Source organism: Amycolatopsis echigonensis (assembly GCF_002846615.1).
GTDB classification, from domain to species: Bacteria; Actinomycetota; Actinomycetes; order Mycobacteriales; family Pseudonocardiaceae; genus Amycolatopsis; species Amycolatopsis echigonensis.
The window spans coordinates 3,506,975-3,524,922 of sequence record NZ_PJMY01000003.1; the positions used below are offsets into that span (position 1 = coordinate 3,506,975).

16 protein-coding genes, 1 tRNA gene and 1 riboswitch are annotated in these 17,948 nt (G+C 70.4%); of the genes, 11 read left to right on the forward strand and 6 right to left on the reverse strand.

Annotated elements, in window-relative coordinates; translation table 11 throughout:
- Positions 1-103: 103 nt before the first annotated feature.
- Both ATK30_RS21525 and ATK30_RS21530 read left to right on the forward strand, forming a co-directional pair.
- A complete protein-coding gene (locus ATK30_RS21525) occupies positions 104-2,245 on the forward strand; it encodes a bifunctional MFS transporter/dTMP kinase (RefSeq protein WP_101437135.1) in 2,142 nt (713 codons plus the stop codon).
- Positions 2,242-3,441 (forward strand): DNA polymerase III subunit delta', encoded by a 1,200-nt coding sequence (locus tag ATK30_RS21530; protein ID WP_101437136.1) that lies wholly within the window; start codon positions 2,242-2,244, stop codon positions 3,439-3,441. The genes ATK30_RS21525 and ATK30_RS21530 overlap by 4 nt, the downstream gene beginning before the upstream one ends.
- A gap of 100 nt (positions 3,442-3,541) precedes the next feature.
- Here the strand turns inward: ATK30_RS21530 and ATK30_RS21535 are convergent, their stop codons facing one another.
- The gene (locus tag ATK30_RS21535) at positions 3,542-5,230 is read right to left on the reverse strand and encodes a hypothetical protein (RefSeq protein ID WP_101437137.1); all 1,689 of its coding nucleotides are present in this window, start codon (positions 5,228-5,230) and stop codon (positions 3,542-3,544) included.
- 127 nt (positions 5,231-5,357) lie between these two features.
- Here ATK30_RS21535 and ATK30_RS21540 point away from each other — a divergent pair.
- Positions 5,358-5,431: transfer RNA gene (locus ATK30_RS21540), tRNA-Thr, on the forward strand.
- A 124-nt stretch (positions 5,432-5,555) separates the two neighbouring features.
- On the opposite strand, the gene ATK30_RS21545 is transcribed toward ATK30_RS21540, so the two are convergent.
- Positions 5,556-6,020 (reverse strand): SRPBCC family protein, encoded by a 465-nt coding sequence (locus tag ATK30_RS21545; protein WP_101437138.1) that lies wholly within the window; start codon positions 6,018-6,020, stop codon positions 5,556-5,558.
- Between the two features lie 108 nt (positions 6,021-6,128).
- Here ATK30_RS21545 and ATK30_RS21550 point away from each other — a divergent pair, with 108 nt between their 5' ends.
- The 3 genes from ATK30_RS21550 (at position 6,129) to ATK30_RS21560 (ending at position 7,434) form a co-directional block, all read left to right on the forward strand.
- Positions 6,129-6,560, forward strand: a complete 432-nt coding sequence (locus ATK30_RS21550; protein WP_101437139.1) for an SRPBCC domain-containing protein — start codon at positions 6,129-6,131, stop codon at positions 6,558-6,560.
- Positions 6,550-6,885, forward strand: a complete 336-nt coding sequence (locus tag ATK30_RS21555; protein ID WP_101437140.1) for an ArsR/SmtB family transcription factor — start codon at positions 6,550-6,552, stop codon at positions 6,883-6,885. Before ATK30_RS21550 ends, ATK30_RS21555 begins: the two co-directional genes overlap by 11 nt.
- Positions 6,886-6,987: 102 nt before the next feature.
- Positions 6,988-7,434, forward strand: coding sequence for a hypothetical protein (locus ATK30_RS21560; RefSeq protein WP_101437141.1), 447 nt, complete (start codon positions 6,988-6,990; stop codon positions 7,432-7,434).
- Between the two features lie 47 nt (positions 7,435-7,481).
- Here ATK30_RS21560 and ATK30_RS21565 read toward each other — a convergent pair whose 3' ends face one another.
- Positions 7,482-7,940, reverse strand: coding sequence for a GreA/GreB family elongation factor (locus ATK30_RS21565; RefSeq protein WP_101440980.1), 459 nt, complete (start codon positions 7,938-7,940; stop codon positions 7,482-7,484).
- A gap of 122 nt (positions 7,941-8,062) precedes the next feature.
- Here ATK30_RS21565 and ATK30_RS21570 point away from each other — a divergent pair, with 122 nt between their 5' ends.
- The 3 genes from ATK30_RS21570 (at position 8,063) to ATK30_RS21580 (ending at position 10,615) form a co-directional block, all read left to right on the forward strand.
- Positions 8,063-8,650, forward strand: coding sequence for a TetR/AcrR family transcriptional regulator (locus ATK30_RS21570; RefSeq protein ID WP_101437142.1), 588 nt, complete (start codon positions 8,063-8,065; stop codon positions 8,648-8,650).
- 19 nt (positions 8,651-8,669) lie between these two features.
- Positions 8,670-9,188, forward strand: a complete 519-nt coding sequence (locus ATK30_RS21575; protein ID WP_101437143.1) for a gamma carbonic anhydrase family protein — start codon at positions 8,670-8,672, stop codon at positions 9,186-9,188.
- Between the two features lie 48 nt (positions 9,189-9,236).
- Positions 9,237-9,325: riboswitch (ZMP/ZTP riboswitch) on the forward strand.
- Positions 9,326-9,346: 21 nt separating this feature from the next.
- Positions 9,347-10,615 (forward strand): serine hydroxymethyltransferase, encoded by a 1,269-nt coding sequence (locus ATK30_RS21580; protein ID WP_101437144.1) that lies wholly within the window; start codon positions 9,347-9,349, stop codon positions 10,613-10,615.
- A gap of 23 nt (positions 10,616-10,638) precedes the next feature.
- Here the strand turns inward: ATK30_RS21580 and ATK30_RS21585 are convergent, their stop codons facing one another.
- Together ATK30_RS21585 and ATK30_RS21590 are read right to left on the reverse strand one after the other, a co-directional pair.
- On the reverse strand, positions 10,639-11,796 hold the full coding sequence (locus ATK30_RS21585; protein WP_101437145.1) for an RNA polymerase sigma factor: 1,158 nt from the start codon (positions 11,794-11,796) through the stop codon (positions 10,639-10,641).
- The gene (locus tag ATK30_RS21590) at positions 11,793-12,200 is read right to left on the reverse strand and encodes a YciI family protein (RefSeq protein ID WP_101437146.1); all 408 of its coding nucleotides are present in this window, start codon (positions 12,198-12,200) and stop codon (positions 11,793-11,795) included. The genes ATK30_RS21585 and ATK30_RS21590 overlap by 4 nt, the downstream gene beginning before the upstream one ends.
- A 205-nt stretch (positions 12,201-12,405) precedes the next feature.
- Between ATK30_RS21590 and ATK30_RS21595 the strand changes: the two genes are divergently transcribed.
- Complete coding sequence (locus ATK30_RS21595) at positions 12,406-14,055, forward strand: MDR family MFS transporter (protein WP_101437147.1); 1,650 nt, start codon at positions 12,406-12,408, stop codon at positions 14,053-14,055.
- A gap of 57 nt (positions 14,056-14,112) precedes the next feature.
- On the opposite strand, the gene ATK30_RS21600 is transcribed toward ATK30_RS21595, so the two are convergent.
- The gene (locus ATK30_RS21600) at positions 14,113-14,631 is read right to left on the reverse strand and encodes an inorganic diphosphatase (RefSeq protein ID WP_101437148.1); all 519 of its coding nucleotides are present in this window, start codon (positions 14,629-14,631) and stop codon (positions 14,113-14,115) included.
- A 172-nt stretch (positions 14,632-14,803) separates the two neighbouring features.
- On the opposite strand from ATK30_RS21600, the gene dacB reads away from it, so the two are divergent.
- The gene (gene dacB / locus ATK30_RS46285; RefSeq protein WP_244194686.1) at positions 14,804-17,947 is read left to right on the forward strand and encodes a D-alanyl-D-alanine carboxypeptidase/D-alanyl-D-alanine endopeptidase; all 3,144 of its coding nucleotides are present in this window, start codon (positions 14,804-14,806) and stop codon (positions 17,945-17,947) included.
- The last annotated feature ends 1 nt before the right edge of the window (position 17,948 follow it).

Here is a 17,948-nt window from a genome sequence, read left to right on the forward strand (position 1 = left end):
GCGGCGGGACTACCCTGGCGGCTACACGGTCGGGGGATCCGCAGGGGTCGCCTGACGCCGTCGTGACAAGTGGGGTGGGCGTATCAGCGAGGGCGTACGGTCGGTGCCGGGCACCGGCCCGGGCGGATCAGGCGGGACGTCCACGATCCACCGGGCCCGCCGGGTGCTGGCGATCAAGCCATTCCGTCGGCTGTGGGGCGTCACGTATCTGTGCAGTGTCGCCGACTGGCTGAACCTGCTGAACCTGACCAGCCTGAGCACCAAGCTCCTCGACAACTACTCGGCGCAGAACTACGCGTTCGTCGGCGTCGTCGTCACCGCGCTGCTGCCCGGCCTGCTCTTCGCGCCGATCGGCGGACTGCTCGCGGACCGGTTCGACCGGCGCAAGATCATGGTCGTCTGCGACCTGCTGCGTTGCGGCTTCCTGCTCTCGATCGCGGTCGTCGGAGCGCCGTGGTGGCTGTTCGTGGCGAACTTCCTGGTCGGCTGCTGTTCGATCATGTGGATCCCGTCCAAGGACGCGGCGGTGCCGAACCTGCTGCGCCGCCCCGAGCAGGTCGAGACCGCCAACCAGCTCGGCATGGTGATGACCTACGGCCTCGCCGTCATCACCGCCGCCGGGGCCAACGCGCTGATCCAGGGCGCGAACTCCACGTTCCACCTGTTCCAGGGCCCCGGCGTCGACCTGTACATCGCCAAGGTCGTCGTCGTCATCACCGGCCTGCTGTACCTGATCAGCGGCATCCTCGTCGCCACCCGCATCCCCGAGCTGTCCCTGCGCGACGTCCACTCGACGCCGCAGCAGAAGGTCAAGCGGGCCGACGAGGAGAAGTTCGGCTTCGGCGCGATGATGCGCGACGGGCTCAAGTTCGTCCGCAGCACGCCGATCGTCCGCGGCCTGCTGATCGGTGCCTTCGGCGCCTTCGCGGCGGGCGGCGCGGTCATCGGCGCGGCCAAGCCGTACTCGTCCTCGCTGCTCGGTGGCGACGCGGCGTTCAACCTGCTCATGCTGGCCGTTTTCCTCGGCCTGGCCATCGGCATGGCGCTGGCTCCGAAACTCGCGCACCGGCTTCCGCACGACCGGCTCTTCGGCATTTCGATCGTCCTCGCCGGGCTCGCGCTCGGCGTCGTCGCGCTGTCGCCGCACCTGGCGATCTCGGTGGGCGCGGTCGCCTTCGTCGGCATCTGCGCCGGCACCGCGTTCCTCACCGGCGTCACGATCATCGGCTCCCGGGTCGAGGACGCGATCCGCGGCCGGATCAACGCGATCTACCAGGCGATGCTCAAGATCGTGCTGTTCGGCGCGACGGTCGTCACGCCGGTGCTGATCGGCCTGGTCCGGCAGCGCAATGTCGACCTGTTCGGCACGCCGATCATCGTCGACGGCACCCGTCCGGTCATCCTCGGCGGCGGACTGCTCGCGGTGCTGCTCGGGATCATCGCCTACCGGCAGATGGACGAGCGGCGCACCGAGAAGATCTTCAGCGACCTGCGCAACGCGCTGCGCCGCAACCCGCGCCGCGTCAACGGCTTCCTGATCGCCATCGAGGGCACCACTGCCGTCAACACCGCCGAGCAGGCCGCCCGGCTCGCGCGCTGGCTCAGCACCGGCACCCGTCCAGTCCTGCTCAGCGCCGACCCGGCGCTCGGCGAACAGCGCTTCCGCACGCTTGTCTCGGACGCCGCGCTCACCGGGGTGCGGGCGCAGGCGCTCGTCGCCGCGGCCGTGCGCGCCGAACTGGTGGAACGCGAGATCCAGCCCGCGCTCGACGCCGGGTCCGTGGTCGTCATGGAACGTTTTGTCGACTCCCCGCTCGCGTCGCTGTCCGCGGCGGGCGAGCTGGACCGCGACGAGCTGGAAGGGCTGGTCGACTGGGCCACCGGACGGCTCCGCCCGGACCTCACCGTGCTCCTCGACTCCGAGCACCCGGAGGATCCGCAGCCGCCGCTGAGGGAACAGCTGTGGGTGCAGAAGCTGCTTGCCGAGATGGCTGCCGCCGACCCGGACCGGTACGTGGTGGTCGACGCGGAGGGCTCGGACGGCGAGGTCGAGGACCGGGTCCGCAGCGCTGTCCAGTCGGTCTTCGTCGGCTCGCTCGCCGCGCTCGCCCCGGCGGAGCCGGCAGTGGAGCAGCCGGCGAACGCGGCCGCGGCGGATGTCGCCGAGGCGGTGGCCGCCGAAGCGGAAGCGGCGCAGAACGGGGCGGACGCGTTGCCCGTGGTGTCCAAAGTGGAGGATCGGTGACGACTCCGATCGGCGTCTGGACTGAGCTCGTCGGCCAAGAACCCGCCGTGGAAACGCTTTCCTCGGCAGCGGCCGCGGCGGCCAAGATCGTTGCCGGAGAAGCGGTCGCGCCAGCGGCGATGACGCACGCCTGGCTCCTCACCGGACCGCCGGGCTCGGGCCGTTCGGTCGCCGCGCGCACGTTTGCCGCGGCCCTGCAGTGCAGCACCGGAACGGGCTGTGGCGCGTGCCCCGGCTGTCACACGACGATGGCCGGAACTCACGCCGACGTGCGGCTGGTCGCCCCGGAAGGACTGTCCATTTCGGTCGCCGAGATGCGCGCGCTGGTGCAGGCGGCGGCGCGTCGGCCGACGACCGGCGAATGGCAGGTCGTGATCATCGAGGACGCCGACCGGCTCACCGAAGGGGCGTCGAACGCACTGCTCAAGGCGGTGGAAGAGCCTCCCGCACGCACTGTTTTCCTGCTGTGCGCGCCGTCGGATCACCCGGAGGACGTCTCGGTCACCATCCGTTCGCGGTGCCGGCTGGTCCCGCTGCGCACCCCGCCCGCCGAGGCGATCGCGCAGGTGCTGATCTCCCGCGACGGCATCGATCCCGAGCGCGCCAACTGGGCCGCGTCGGTGTGCAACGGCCACGTCGGCCGCGCGCGCCGGCTCGCCACCGATGAGGCCGCTCGGCAGCGTCGCGCCACCGTGCTGCGGATTCCGCTCGGGCTGCGCCGCCCGGACGACGTTTTCACCAGCGCCGACCAGCTGATCAGCGCGGCGGAAGCGGACGCGGGCGAGGAGAGCAAGGGCCGCGACGAGCAGGAACGCTCCGAACTGCGTACCGCGATGGGCGGCGACGGCACCGGCAAGGGCGTCGCCGGAGCGAAACGCGCCGCTGAGGCCGCGGTGAAGCAGCTGGAGAAGCGCCAGAAGTCCCGTGCGACGCGAACCCAGCGCGACACGCTCGACCTCGCCTTGGTCGACCTGGCTGGCTTCTACCGCGACGTTCTCGTGACGACCACGCGTTCCGGTGCGACGCTGACCCACCCCGACCACGCCGAGCAGATCAACTCCGCGGCGGCGACCTGGTCTCCGGAGTCGACGCTGCGCCGCCTCGAAGCGGTACTGGAGTGCCGAGAGGCGATCGGCCTGAACGTGAAGCCGCGGATCGCGGTGGAAGCCATGGTCACCACCCTCCGCCAAGGCTGAACTCGTGAGTGTTGATCACGGTTAGAACCGTGATTGCCGCTCACGAGAAACGGCCCCCTCGCCAGTCAGCGAGGAGGCCGTTTCCATGACTAGCCGGAACTCAGTCGCGCGGATACGGCGACGGCTTGAACGGCGTGCCAGGGCCGCCGGACGGCCGCTTCAGCACCAGCGCCGGACGCCGCCGGTTCGGGAACGCCGCGACCATCACGACGCCGAGCAGCAGCATCGCCGTGCCCGTCCAGAACAGCGGCACCGTGTCGTACGCGCCGTTCGTGTAGGCCAGGTGCTTCGCCGGACCGGCCGGTGCGGCACCGCCCTGCGGCGGGGCGGGCGGAGTCGTCGCCGTGCCGCACACGACGCCGCCGGTCGGGGCGTACGAACGAGCGATCTGCTCGCCGAGCGACAGCTGCGCCAGCGACGACGGCAGGTTGTCGCCGGCCTGCTTCGGCAGCAGTTCCTTCAGCTTCTGCGTCGGCAGCACCTGAAGGTCGAGCAGCCGCGCCGCCGCGCCGATCTGGTAGCCCTTGAACGGCGTGCTCGCCTCGGACTGCTTCTGCTCGAGGTTCGCGATGCTCAGCCGCAGCACGCCGAGGTCGAGCACCTTCCCGGTGGTGTCGCCGAGCTGCTGGATGCCCTTCTGCGCGGTGGCGACGAGACCGCCGACCACCGGCACGTTGTCCAGCGCGCCGAACTGGTCGCTCAGCTGCGACAGCGGCAGGCCGATCGGGATGTCCTTGGTCGGATGCGCCGCGTCGAGCGTGTACAGCGTCTTGCCGCCGGCCGCGATGGTGATCACCGGAGCCTGGTAGTCCACCTTGGACGTCTTCGCGTCGCCGGTGGAGGTGACGGTGAGCGTCGGCTGGCTGGCCACCTTGAGGTTCAGCTCGAGCGGGGTGCCCTTGAGGATGTTGATGTCCGCCGCCTGCAGCGTGGACCTCGACTGCACCGCCTTGTTCTTCGAACCGGGGATGTCGACGAGCTTCACCTGCGACCGCGAGGACAGCGTGTTCGGCAGGCTCAGCAGCGAACCGGTGCCCGCGGCGGGCGTCTGGCCGCTGCCGGGCAGCAGGCCGCCGAGGCTCTGCAGCCCGCTCTTCGGGTCGAAGCCCTGCGCGAGCTGGGTGCCCTGCGGCAGGTTCAGCCCGCCGCCGCCGATCAGCGGGACCTGCGGCAGCGTCGGGATGACGTTCAGCAGCGACAGGCTCGCGACGGACGTGCTGGCGTCGGCGATCGGGTCCACGCACGGGCCGAGCGATTCGCTCCAGCGGGCGTGCGCGGTGCCGTTGAGCAGCCCGACGTTCAGCAGCGGGTTCGACGGCGCGTTGAGACCGCCGCTGATCTCCTTCGGGTTGTCCGGCAGCGCGGTCTGCACGAGGCTGCCCGGCGTCTGCGGAGCCTGGCCCCCGGCGGCCAGCCCGAACGGCGACGACTGCGCGATCGCCTTCTCGTAGGACAGGTAGGCCTCCGAGTTCGCCGACGCGCTGGACAGGCCCATGCCCGCCTCGAGCGCGGACTGCTTCGGCAGCGTCTGCCCGAAGCCCGGGAGGATCGTGCTCGTGGTGACCGAGTTCGGCAGCAGCCGCAGGACGCCGAGCGCCGTCCCCGCGTCGCCGACCGCGTGCCCGAGCGGCTGCGGCCCGATGGGAGCCGACGCGGGCGGCTGGGAGGGGTTGTTCGGCTGCGGGATCGGCGTCGTCGGAATCTCCTGCGCACCGGCCGGCGCGGCCAGGAGCAGCAGCAACGCGGCAGTTGCGGGTACCGCAAGCGCACGGGGCAGTCTTCGCTGCATGTGCCGGGTCCTCCAGTGGATCGCCGGGTCGGGGAGTGAGACCGAAGTCATAGGAGCCTAACGACGCGGCCCCCGCAAGGTGACGCACCATGCCTCCGCTACACTGTTGACCGTCGCACAGCGGCGTGCCGCCTTAGCTCAGTCGGCCAGAGCGATTCACTCGTAATGAATAGGTCGGGGGTTCGATTCCCCCAGGCGGCTCCGCAGATCAGGCCCCATCCGAAGCAGTTCGGATGGGGCCTGAGTCGTTTCGCGGGCGAGTGCTCGGCTTCCCCAGATTCACCCGTTAGGGGAACGGCCCTGAGTGGTGCCCGCCGGTGCCGGGTTACCCGGCCGGATGTCCTTCCGGGGCAGCCGATTTCGGGATCGGCTCGCCGGTGCCGGTGGTCAGCAAGGTCCCCAGGCTTTGGACGCAGCTGGTCCAGCCTCGGGAGCAGTCCTGGTAGCAGGCCCGGTCCGGGGTGAGGCCGTGATGGGTGAAGCGCAGCCTCGTGCCGTCCGCGTCCGGGGTGATGTCGAAGGTCATCCGGGTGTCGTTCCACTCGTCGTGCTGGTCGATGAAGGCGAGGTACGCGTCTTCGACGTGCCAGGCGACCCGGCGGCCGGGCACGAGTTCGGTGACCCGGATCCGGCTCGTCGGAATGCTCTTGTCGATGAACGAGAACGCGTCGCCGACCGCCTTCGCGACGCCGGTGATCGACTCGCTGAACCAGGCTCGGACGTCGGTGATCGCGGCGAAAACCTCCTCCGGCGTGCGGTCGACGGTCAGTTCGGCGGTGAAGGAGTTCATGAGGTTTCCTCTCGACTTAATGCAACTGAACGGTTGCGACACTATGGCAACCAGATGGTTGCGTCAATAGGGTGTGGTTGCCTAGGCTCGGCCCGGAAGGAGCACGGCATGGGGTTTCCCGACCGCATCGAGCGGACGGTCGAGCTGGCACAGCCGCCCGCGGCGGTGTGGACGGCGCTGACCACGGCGGACGGCCTGCGCGCCTGGTTCGGCGACCAGGCCGAGCTCGACCTGCGCCCGGGCGGCCTCGGGCGGGTCGCGTGGACTGGCGAACGCAGCGCCGAGATCCGGGTCGAGCGCGTCGAGGAGCCGGCGGTGTTCGGCTTCACCTGGCAGGTCGACGGGATGCCGGAGGACGATCCGAGGCGGACGTACGTCGAGTTCACCCTGCAGGCGCGTGCGGGCGGAACCCGGCTCACCGTGGTCGAATCCGGGTTCGCGCAGCTGCCGGACAGCCAGTACCCGGCGACCTACGGTTCGCACCTCGAAGGCTGGGCGCGCGAGTTGGACGAACTGGCGGCCAGCCTCGATGCCGCCTGATCCCGAAGCGGTCGCCGAGCAGGTTTTCGCCGCGCTCGCCGACCCGACCCGGCGCGCGATCCTCGCCGAGCTGGCCGCGCGCGGTCCGGCGACGGCGACGGATCTGGCCAGCCGGCTTCCGATCACGCGGCAGGCGATCGCCAAGCACCTCGGCCTGCTCTCCGACGCTGGACTGGTCGCCGGGGAACCCGGGGAGCGCCGCCGCGTGCGGTACCGGCTGGACTCCGCACCGATGCGAGTAGCGCAGCAGTTCCTCGCCGCGCTCGCCCGCGACTGGGACAGTCCGCTCGCCGCCCTGCAGGCTCATCTCAACCGCGAAGAATGACTCGCGATTTCACTCATGTGAGGGACGGAGTCGGCCGGCTGGCCAGCAGGATGGGCCGGAAGAACGAGGGCGGGGCACGCCAGCCTCAGTTGACTGGAAGCCATGAACAACGTGGGGAACAAGGTGCTCCTGACCGCGACCGGGATCGCGGCTTTGGCCGCGGTCGCGTCGTGCGGCCTCGGAGCCTCGGTCGAGGAGAAGTCGAACGGCCACGTGAAGGCGGTTTCCTACGACACCGGAAAGCAGGGCAAGGCCAACCCGGACGCCCGGCTTCCGTCGTGGGTGCCCGACGACGCGAGGTCGGTCACCGAGCTGATCCGCACCACCGGTTCGGAGCGGATCCTGCGGTACCAACCAGGTCTGTCGGGCCTGCCTGCGCTGTGCAAGCCGGGAAAGGCCGAGGCGAAGGCTCCGACGCTCACCGCGGACTGGTGGCCGGCCGGCGAGCACAAGCGGATGGACAAGGACTGCGGCGGCTGGCACGTCGCGGTCGAGGCTGACGGAGTGTTCGCGTATCAGACCGAAACGGTGGCCAACGCGGATAAATGACAGTGGCCGCCCCGAAAACCGGGGCGGCCACTGTCTGTCCTGTGTGGTCAGTGCGCGGGCGGCGTCAGCTTCAGCACCGTCGCGGTGGCTTGCCCGCGCGGGGTGCGGTAGCTGATTTCCTCGCCGGCCTTCGCATTGGCCAGGGCGAGGCCGAGCGGGCTGTCGGAGGTGATCGCGTCGGCGTCCTCGCCGGGAAGGGTCACCACGGTGAACTCTTCCTCGTCACCGTCGGAAAACCGCAGCGAAACCCGCGTGCCGTCGGGAAGCAGCGAGCTGTCGTACGCGCCGTGCTCCAGCTTCGCGGTGACGTCGGCGATCTGCCGGTCCAGCCGCGCCGCTGCCTCGGCGCGGTCGATCACGTCCGCCTGGTCGGCGGCGTCCCCCGTGCGTTCCTGCTCGCCGGGCTGCGGCGAGAGCGCGTCCCGTTGTGCGCGCAGGTCCGCGATTTCCTTCTCCAGCTGACGGCGTGCCGCCTCGCTGAGCCCCTTGTCCCCTGAGATCACCATGCCGGGCATTGTCCGCTGCACGGACCGGGGTGGCCAATCCGGTTTTTCACCCGCGGGAAGACGTTGGGACGACTGGCCTAGGATTCAGGGCTGCCGTCCTGACAAACGTAACGAGGATCACCGTGACCGCCGTGCCCGGCCGCAGCGCGCAGCTGTCGCCCAACCAGTTGCAAAAGCAGGAACTGATCGTCGAAGCGGCTCGCAAGGTCTTGGCCCGCGAGGGGCTCGCCGGCTGCACGGTACGCGCGATCGCCGAGGCCGGTCCGCTCACCAAGAGCGCGATCCACTACTACTTCGCCGACATCGACGTGCTCATCGACCGGGCCATGGCAGCGCACATCAACGCATTCGCGGCGGGACTGCGCAAGGTCGCGGACAAGCACTCCGACCCGCGCAAACGGCTTTTCGCCGTGACCGAGGCATACCTCGCCGAGTTCGCCGACCATCCGCGCGGCGCGTTCCTCTGGTTCGAGTACTGGATCGCGGCCGGGCGCGCGCAGCATCCGCAGGCGATCGACGCCATGCTCACCTCGATCACCGAGCTGCTCGTCGAACTGCTCGCCCCGCTCAACGTCGACGATCCGCGCGCCCGCGCCCGTTCGCTGCTGAGCTATCTGCTCGGCGCGGTGGTGCAGCAACGCGTCCGGCCGCGCTCGGCCGCGAGCCTCCGCGGCGACATCGAGGCGCTCTGCTTCGCTGGTTACCGCTGACGCCGCTTAGGCTCCCGGCATGCCTTTGTTCTCCTTGGACGGCGTCAGCCCGAAGGTTCACCCGGACGCCTGGATCGCCCCCACCGCCACCCTGATCGGCAACGTGACCGTCGAGAAGGACGCTTCGGTCTGGTACGGCGCGGTGATCCGCGCGGACTTCGGCCCGATCGTCATCCGCGAGGGCGCGAACATCCAGGACAACTCGGTGATCCACTCCGGACCCGAGATGACCGAGGTCGGCCGCAACGTGACCGTCGGGCACCAGTGCCTCGTGCACGACTGCACGGTCGGCGAACAGGCGTTGATCGGCAACGGTTCCACGGTGCTCGACCGCGCGGTGATCGGACCGCGCGCGTTCGTCGCGGCGGGGTCGACGGTCACGCCGGGCACCGAGGTTCCGGCGGAAATGATCGCGATGGGCAGCCCGGCGAAGAAGTTCGTGGAACTCACCGATTCCGCGCGAGTGTGGGTCGAGCACAACGCGGCGGTCTACCAGGAACTCGCACGGCGCCACCGCGGCGGACTCGAGCAGGTCTGAGCCCGTTCCCGCTGTCCGGACGCCCCTGGCGGGGTGCACTAAACTGCTTCCCGCAGCAGCGACTGGCGCATTCAAAAAAGGTGGAGCACCACCGGGGAGCGACGACGAGGCCGGCACCGCGCGCCTGGGTGAAGGCCACTGCAGAGCCGGAGCACGCCATGACACACCAGCCCGCCCTGTCCGCACTGTCCGCGGCGGACCCGCAGATCGCCGGTCTGGTCGAGGACGAGGCGAAACGCCAGCACGACAAGATCCGCCTGATCGCGTCCGAGAACTACGTGTCGCAGGCGGTGCTCGAAGCCACCGGCAGCGTGCTCACCAACAAGTACTCCGAGGGCTACGCCGGCAAGCGCTACTACGAGGGCCAGCAGTTCATCGACCAGGTCGAGCAGGTGGCGATCGAGCGCGCGAAGGCCGTGTTCGGCACCGACCACGCGAACGTCCAGCCGTACTCCGGCTCCCCGGCCAACCTCGCGGTGTACCTGGCGTTCGCCAAACCGGGCGACACCGTGCTCGGCATGGCGCTGCCCGACGGCGGCCACCTCACGCACGGCTGGAGCGTGTCCGCGACCGGCAAGTGGTTCACGCCGGTCCGCTACGGCGTACGGAAGGAAACCGGCCGCGTCGACCTCGACCAGGTCCGCGACCTCGCCCGCCAGCACCGGCCGAAGCTGATCTTCGCGGGCGGCACGGCCATCCCGCGCACCATCGACTTCCCGGCGTTCGCGGAGATCGCCCGCGAGGTCGACGCCGTGCTGGTCGCCGACATCGCGCACATCGCCGGCCTGATCGCGGGCGGCGCGCACCCGTCTCCGGTCGGCCACGCGCAGGTCATCACCACGACGACGCACAAGACCCTTCGCGGTCCGCGCGGCGCGATGATCCTGTCGGACGCCGAGCACGCCAAGGCGGTCGACAAGGCGGTGTTCCCGGGGCTGCAGGGCGGTCCGCACAACCACACGACGGCCGCCATCGCGGTCGCGCTGGGGGAGGCGCAGCAGCCGTCGTTCTCCGAGTACGCGCACACGATCGTCGCGAACGCCAAGGCGCTGGCCGAAGCGCTGGTCGAACGCGGGTACGACCTGGTCTCCGGCGGCACGGACAATCACCTGCTGCTGATCGACCTGACCAACAAGGCAGTGCCCGGCAAGCCCGCCGCGCAGGCGCTGGACCGCGCGGGCATCGAGCTGAACTACAACACCGTTCCGTTCGACCCGCGCAAGCCGTTCGACCCGTCCGGCATCCGGCTGGGCACGTCGGCGATCACCACGCGCGGGCTCAAGCCCGAGCACCAGGTGCAGGTCGCGGACTGGATCGACCGGACCGTGACCGCCGCGGCGGCGCAGCAGGACGGCGCGCTGGACACGATCGCCGCGGAGATCCGCGAGTTCCTGCACCCGTTCCCGATCCCGGGGTACAGCGAGTGACGTCGTGAGTGGCGATCGCGGTTCTAACCGTGATCGCCACTCACGAGCTTTTGATTGAGCCGCGCGGCCTGGCGGGTCAAGTGCTCCTTCTCCGCGAGGTTCGGCGCTTTCTCCGCCGCTTCGCGGTACAGCCGGGCCGCCGTGACGAGGTCGCCGTCGCGCTCGTGCAGGTAGGCCGCCACGGCCCGGTGCCGCGGCAGTTTTTCGTCCAGTTCCGACAGCGCCTTCAGCCCTGCCCGAGGTCCGTCCGCCTCGCCGACCGCGACCGCCCGGTTGAGCCGGACGATCGGGCTGTCGGTCAGCGCGAGAAGCTCGTCGTACCACTCCACGATCTGTACCCAGTCGGTTTCCTCCGCGGCGAGGGCGTCGGCGTGCAGCGCGGCGATCGCGGCCTGGGCCTGGTACTCGCCCAGCTGGTCGCGGGCCAGCGCCGCCTGCAGGATGTCGACGCCCTCGGCGATCAGCCGGGTGTCCCATAGGCTGCGGTCCTGTTCGGCGAGCGGCACGAGGCTGCCGTCCGGCGTCGTCCGCGCCGCCCGGCGGGCGTGGTGCAACAGCATCAACGCGAGCAGACCGGCCACTTCCGGATGGTCGAAACCCGCCGCGAGCTGCCGGGTCAGCCGGATGGCCTCGGCGGCGAGGTCGAGTTCGCCGGAGTAGCCCTCGTTGAACACCAGGTACAGCACGCGCAGGACGGTCGCGACGTCTCCGGGCGCGTCGAACCGGACGTCGGACACGGTTTTCTTCGCCCGGCTGATCCGTTGCGCCATCGTCGCTTCCGGCACCAGATACGCCTGCGCGATCTGCTTCGTGGTCAGCCCGCCGACCGCGCGCAGCGTGAGCGCGACGGCCGACGACGGCGTCAAAGACGGGTGCGCGCACAGGAAGTACAGCTGGAGCGAATCGTCCACTGCGGACGCCGGACCGGGCGGTGGCTCGGCGTCCACGGCCACTTCCCGGCCCCGGCGAGCGGATTCCGACCGCGTGGCGTCGAGGAACCGACGCCACGCGGCGGAGATGAGCCACGCCTTCGGGTCGCGCGGCGGATCGTCCCGCCACGCATCCAGTGCGCGGATCAGCGCTTCCTGCACGGCATCCTCGGCCGACGCGAAGTCCGCTCCGCGCCGGACGAGGATGCCGATCACCGCGGGCACGAGTTCCCGCAGCAACTCCTCGTTCATTCGGTCACCGTGGGCTTGACGCCGTAGCACGGGCGCAGTTCGAGCCATTCGTGGATCGGCTTGCCGCCCGCGCCGGGCGCCGCGGAAAGCTCGGCGGCCAGTTCGAGCGCGCGCTCGTAGCTGTCGACGTCGATGAGCATCCAGCCCGCGATGACGTCCTTGGTTTCGGCGAACGGACCGTCGGTGACCGGCGGGCGGCCCTCCCCGTCGTAGCGGACCCACGTCCCTTCCGAGGACAGCGCCTGCTCGCTGACGAACTCGCCGGTCTCCTCGAGCCGCTTCGCGAAGTCGCGCATGTACTGGATGTGGGCGGTGACCTCCTCGGGCGTCCACTGGTCCATGGGCACGTCGTTCACCGAAGCCGGCGCGCCGCGGTAGTGCTTGAGCAGCAGGTACTTGGCCATCGTGGTTCTCCTCAGTGCTGGTGGCGACCCCTTGTCGGCCACGTTCGCGCCAGGGACGGAGCCGGTCTCGCGTTCTCGACATCGCTGGGCGAGAGATTAGCGTCACACGATATTTGGTTGATGAATGCAAGCTTTTCGGGAACAGTTGTGACAGGCAAGTAGTTGAGGGATACAAGCAAGTAACCCGGCACTGAGGGAGACCACCATGAGCGACACCGCCACTGCGGAAGGGGGCGCCACCACGAACGGACGGCTTTCACACCGGCAGATCCTCACGGTTCTGTCCGGACTGATGCTCGGCATGTTCCTGGCGGCCCTCGACCAGACCATCGTGTCCTCGGCGATGAAGACCATCGCCGACGAACTGCACGGACAGAGCCTGCAGGCCTGGGCCACCACCGCCTACCTGATCACCGCGACGCTTTCCACGCCGCTGTACGGCAAGCTGTCCGACCTCTTCGGCCGCAAGCCGATGTACCTGACCGCGATCTCGCTGTTCCTCGCGGGCTCGCTGGCGAGCGCGATGGCCGGATCGATGTACGAACTGGCCGCGTTCCGCGCGTTCCAGGGCCTCGGCGCCGGCGGTCTGATGTCGCTCGCGCTGGCGATCATCACCGACATCACCTCGCCGCGGGAACGCAGCCGCTACCAGGGCTACTTCATGGCCGTCTTCGGTGTCTCGAGCGTCGCCGGCCCGGTCGTCGGCGGGTTCTTCGCCGGACTCGACTCGTTCGCCGGCCTGACCGGCTGGCGCTGGGTGTTCATGGTGAACGTCCCGATCGCGCTCGCCGCGCTGGTCGTCGTGAGCAAGGTGCTGAACCTCCCGCACACCCGCGTGGACCAGAAGGTCGACTTCCTCGGAGCCGGCGCGCTGGCGCTGGGCCTCGTGCCGCTGCTGCTCGTCGCCGAGCAGGGCCGCGAATGGGGATGGGGTTCGCCCGCGTCGCTGGCGATGTACCTGGTCGGCGCGCTCGGCGTGGCCCTGTTCATCCTGCAGGAACGCCGGATGGGCGACGCTGCCCTGCTGCCGCTGCGGCTGTTCCGCAGCGGGGTGTTCCGGGTGTCGACGGCGGTCACCGTGATCCAGGGCATCGGGATGTTCGGCGCGATGATGTCGCTGCCGCTGTACCTGCAGATCGTCAAAGGCGCGACGCCGACCCAGGCCGGGCTGCAGATGCTGCCGCTGACCCTCGGGATCATGGTCGCGAGCCTCGGCAGCGGCCGGATCATCACCCGGACCGGCCGGTACAAGGGCTTCGCGGTCGCCGGACTCGGCCTGATGGCCGCGGCGGTGTTCTCGTTCTCGCTGATCGGGGTGGACACCGCGCTCGGCGTGGTCATGGCCATCGCGTTCGTGCTCGGACTGGGCCTCGGCTCGACCATGCAGACGCTGACCCTGGCCGCCACGAACGACGTCACGCCCCGCGACATCGGCGTCGCGACCTCGTCGGTCACGTTCTTCCGGCAGATCGGCGGCACGGCGGGCACCGCGGTGTTCCTGTCGATCCTGTTCAGCACGGTCGGCGACCGGATCGCGGCGGCGGTCCGCTCGGCGATGGCCTCCCCGGCCTACACCGCGGCGCTGGCGCAGCACCCGGAGTTCGCGCGGCAGCTGGCCGGCGGCGGGCTCGACGTGAACGACACCTCGTTCCTGGCGCACCTCGACCCGGTGCTCGCCCGGCCGATCCTGGAAGGGTTCTCCAGCTCGATGAGCACGGTGTTCCTGATCGGCGGCGCGGTGCTGACCGTCGGGTTCGCGCTGGTCTGGCTGCTGCGGGAGAAGCCGCTTTCTGACAAGTCGGCGATGGAGCAGCGCGCCGAGCAGGAAGCGGGCGAACTGGCCCTCGCGGGCTGACCGAACAGGAAAAAGGGCCGTCCACCTTCTCCGGTGGACGGCCCTTTTTCGCGTGGCTCAGTGGTGCGCTTCGCCGTTGATCTCTTCCTTGGCGAGGCGGTCCTTCTCGCGCTCGAGCGACCGGTTGATCTCGGCCTCGGCCTCGCTGCGGCCCACCCACGAGGAGCCCTCGACGCTCTTGCCCGGCTCGAGGTCCTTGTAGACCTCGAAGAAGTGCTGGATCTCGAGCTTGTGGAACTCGTTCAGGTGGTGGATGTCCCGCAGGTGCTCGAGACGCGGGTCGTTCGTCGGGACGGCGAGGACCTTGTCGTCCGGGCCCTTCTCGTCGGTCATCCGGAACATGCCGATCGCCCGGCAGCGGATCAGGCATCCGGGAAACGTCGGCTCCTGGACGAGCACGAGCACGTCGAGCGGGTCGCCGTCCTGGCCGAGCGTGTCGTCGATGAAGCCGTAGTCGGCCGGGTACTGGGTCGCGGTGAACAGGGTCCGGTCGAGCTTGATCCGACCGGTCTTGTGATCGACCTCGTACTTGTTGCGCTCCCCCTTGGGGATTTCGATCGTGACGTCGAATTCCACGGCCGTCCTCGCTGCTTCTCGAATCTCGGTGTCCCACACGCTCGTGGGCGGCAACCTCATGACCTCGTTGACGTCACTAGTGTGGACTACGCCCCATCGGCCGGTCGCGCCGATGTCGGCCAGACGGCATGTGACCTTGGCCCCTCCGGGGGCGGGTGAGAAGGAGTGGTGGGTGCCGGAAAACGACCAGCCGAGGTGGCCCACGGGCGACGAGGACACCTCGTCGCAGGCGGACCGGGCGACCTCCCGCCTTCCCCTGCCCAAGCGCGACGCGGGAGCCACCGCGCAGCTTTCCGTGCCGAACGTCACACCGGGCGACGGGCCCGGATCGTGGTTCCGGCCGAACGTCCCGCCGGAGGAGGTCCCCGGGCTGAACGCGCCCTCGGACGCTCCCGTCTCGCCGCCGGAACCGCCGCGGTCGAACCTCGCGGACCGGATGAGCGGTGCTTCGACGTCCGGGACTTCCGCGCGGCCCGAGGAACCGAAGCCGCAGGCGCCGTGGGTGCCAGTGGAGGGACCGACGCGGTTCGCGGCCGGGGTGCCGCGGCCGGGCGACAACGCGGGCGGTCCGGACGCTGAGGAGACCGTGCAGTCTTCGACGGTCGCCAAGGATTCCGGCGAGCAGACTTCCCCGGTGCCGTCCCGGCAGCAGGAGGGTTCCGCGGAGCGGACAGTCTGGGCGCAGCCGAACGTTTCGCCTGGTCAGGGCGGGCAGCAGGAATCCTCGCCCGCGTGGCAGGCCCCGCGGAAGCCGGGGAACTCGCTGTTCGAGCCCGCCGGAGCAGAGTCCGGTTCCGGGGCTTCGGGCGAGGGGCAGGGGTGGAACCCGTTCCAGTCCGGCCAGTCCGGCCAGCCCGCCGGGCAGCAGTTCGCCGCGTTCCGGGACGAAACGCCGGGAACGGGCGAAAACAACCAGGGCTGGGCCGCGTTCCGGCCGATCATCGCGCGTGACGAGCAGGGGCAGGAGCCGCCCAAGGAGGGCTGGACCGCCTTCCGGAACGACTCCGGTCCCGGCGAGGCGGGCGCTGCTGGCTCGTCTGGCCAGGACCAGTCCGGTCGAGCTGGCTCGGCTCAGCCGGGTCGTGCCGGAGACGGGGCGCAGGAGTTCCGAGGCGAGTCCGGTGCCGCCCGCTCGGCGTCATCCGGCCAGGCTCAGGGCCGCGCCGGGGAGGAGCCGCAGACGAACTGGACCGGCTTCCGGGGCGAATCCGGCCCGGTCGCGGGATCCGCCGCCGCGCGTCTCAACCCGGGCCAGCCGGGCCGTCCCGGGAATGAAGCCCAGGAGAACCGGGCTGGTTCTGGCAGCTCTGATCAGGCTCAGCCGGGGCGTTCGCAGGAGATGCGGGCAGGTTCTGGCAGCTCGGATCAGGCTCAGCCGAGCCGTTCGGGGGAGAGCTGGGCTGGTTCTGACGGTGCGAATCACGTTCAGCCGGGCCGTCCGGGGAACGAACCACAGGAGAACCAGGCTGGTTCCGGCAGCTCCACCGCGGGTCAGCCCGCTCGGCAGGGGAACGAGTCGCAGGCGAACCGGAACGAAGCCGGTCCGGCCGGTTCCGGAGCCGAGCCGTGGTCGCAGCAGATCGAAATCCCGGTCCGTCCCGCTCTGCCCGAACCGGCGCCCGGGACCATCCCGCCCGCGGGCGGGACGGTGCGGCCGATGCGGATCGACCCCACCGGCAGTCAGTTCCCGGCGGAGGCGACCGTCGGGATTCCGCGCCCGCCAGAGGGTTTCTCCAGCGCACCCGAGGCGCAGGAGGGGCCGTCCGAAGCGACCATCGGGATTCCCCGGCCCGCGGACGGTTTCGCGGAGCGTCCAGGTCCGGAGCAGATTTCGCCGCGCGCCGCCGCGGAGCAGTCGCCCCCGGAGCCGCCTGCCGGTGCCGGGCCGACCCCGCCCGCGGGCGACGCGCCTCGTCCGGAGGGGAAGAAGCCTCGCCGGAAGGCGCTGATCCTGGCGCTCGTCGTGCTGCTTCTGCTGGCCGCTGCGGGTGGTGCGTCGGCCGTGCCCGCCATCTCCAACCGGCTCGGGTTGCCGTGGGCGCCGAACGCGCCGAAGGGCAGTGCGCCCGACCCCGCCGACGCCAGCCTGGCCCTGCACGGCCCAGACACCTCCGGGCAGGGGCCGTCCGCGAACGGCGTCGCCGCGAAGCTTTCCGGACCCGCCGGTGCGCCCGCGCTCTCGCAGCTCAGCGGCAGCGTCATCGACCCGGCCAGCGGCACCGTGCTGTGGGACCACGCGTCGAACACCCCGCTGACCCCGGCGTCGACCACGAAGATCCTCACCGTCTCTGCGGCGCTGCTCGCGATGGAGCCGACGAAGCGGATCCCCACCAAGATCGTCCAGGGCGCGCAGCCGGGCACGGTCGTCATCGTCGGCGGCGGCGACCCGTCGCTGACCGCGTTGCCGGTCGGCACCGATTCGCCGCTCTACCCGGGCGCGGCGCACGTCGACGACCTGGTCAACCAGGTCAAGAAGGCCGTCGGCACCGTCACGAAGGTCCAGCTCGACGCGAGCGCCTTCAGCGGTCCGAACACCGCGCCGGGCTGGGAACCGAGTGACGCGCCGTCGCTGTACGGCGCCCCGATCGTCCCGGCCATGACCGACGGCGGCCGCGGCAACCCGAAGGTCGACGAGACCATGCGCTCGGCCAATCCGGGGACCGCGCTCACTCAGCTCGTCGCGGACAAGCTCGGCGCGGCCCCCGGCGGACCCGCCAAGACGCCCGAAGGCGCGAAGGTTCTCGGCGAGGTCCAGTCGGCCCCGCTGCCGGACCTCGCGTACGCGCTGCTGCAGATCTCCGACAACGTGCTCGCCGACTCGCTCGGCCGCCAGGTCGCCATGGCCACCGGCGGGGAAGCGTCGTTCGCCGGCGCCGCCGCCGCGGTGAAGAAGGTATTGGCGGACCACGGATTCGACGTCAACGGCCTTCAGCTGTTCGACACGAGCGGACTGTCCAATCAGAACAAGGTGCCGGCCAGGCTGCTGGCCCAGGTGCTCGCCGCGGCGGCCGGTCCGGACGGCAAGGACCCGAACACGCCGAAGCTGCGTCCGCTGCTGGCCGGCCTGCCGGTCGCGGGCAGCCCGGAAGGCACCCTGCACGGCCGGTACCACTCGCCCGAAACCCAAGGCGGCAGGGGCTGGGTGCGGGCCAAGACCGGCACGCTCACCGGCGTCAACACCCTCGCGGGGTATGTGCTCGACAGCGACAACCGCGTACTCGCCTTCGCGTTCATGTCCAACGGTTCGGAGAAGAACGCCGGGCAGGCGGCGCTCGACGTGCTGGCGACGGCCCTGCGAGGCTGCGGCTGCAAGTAAC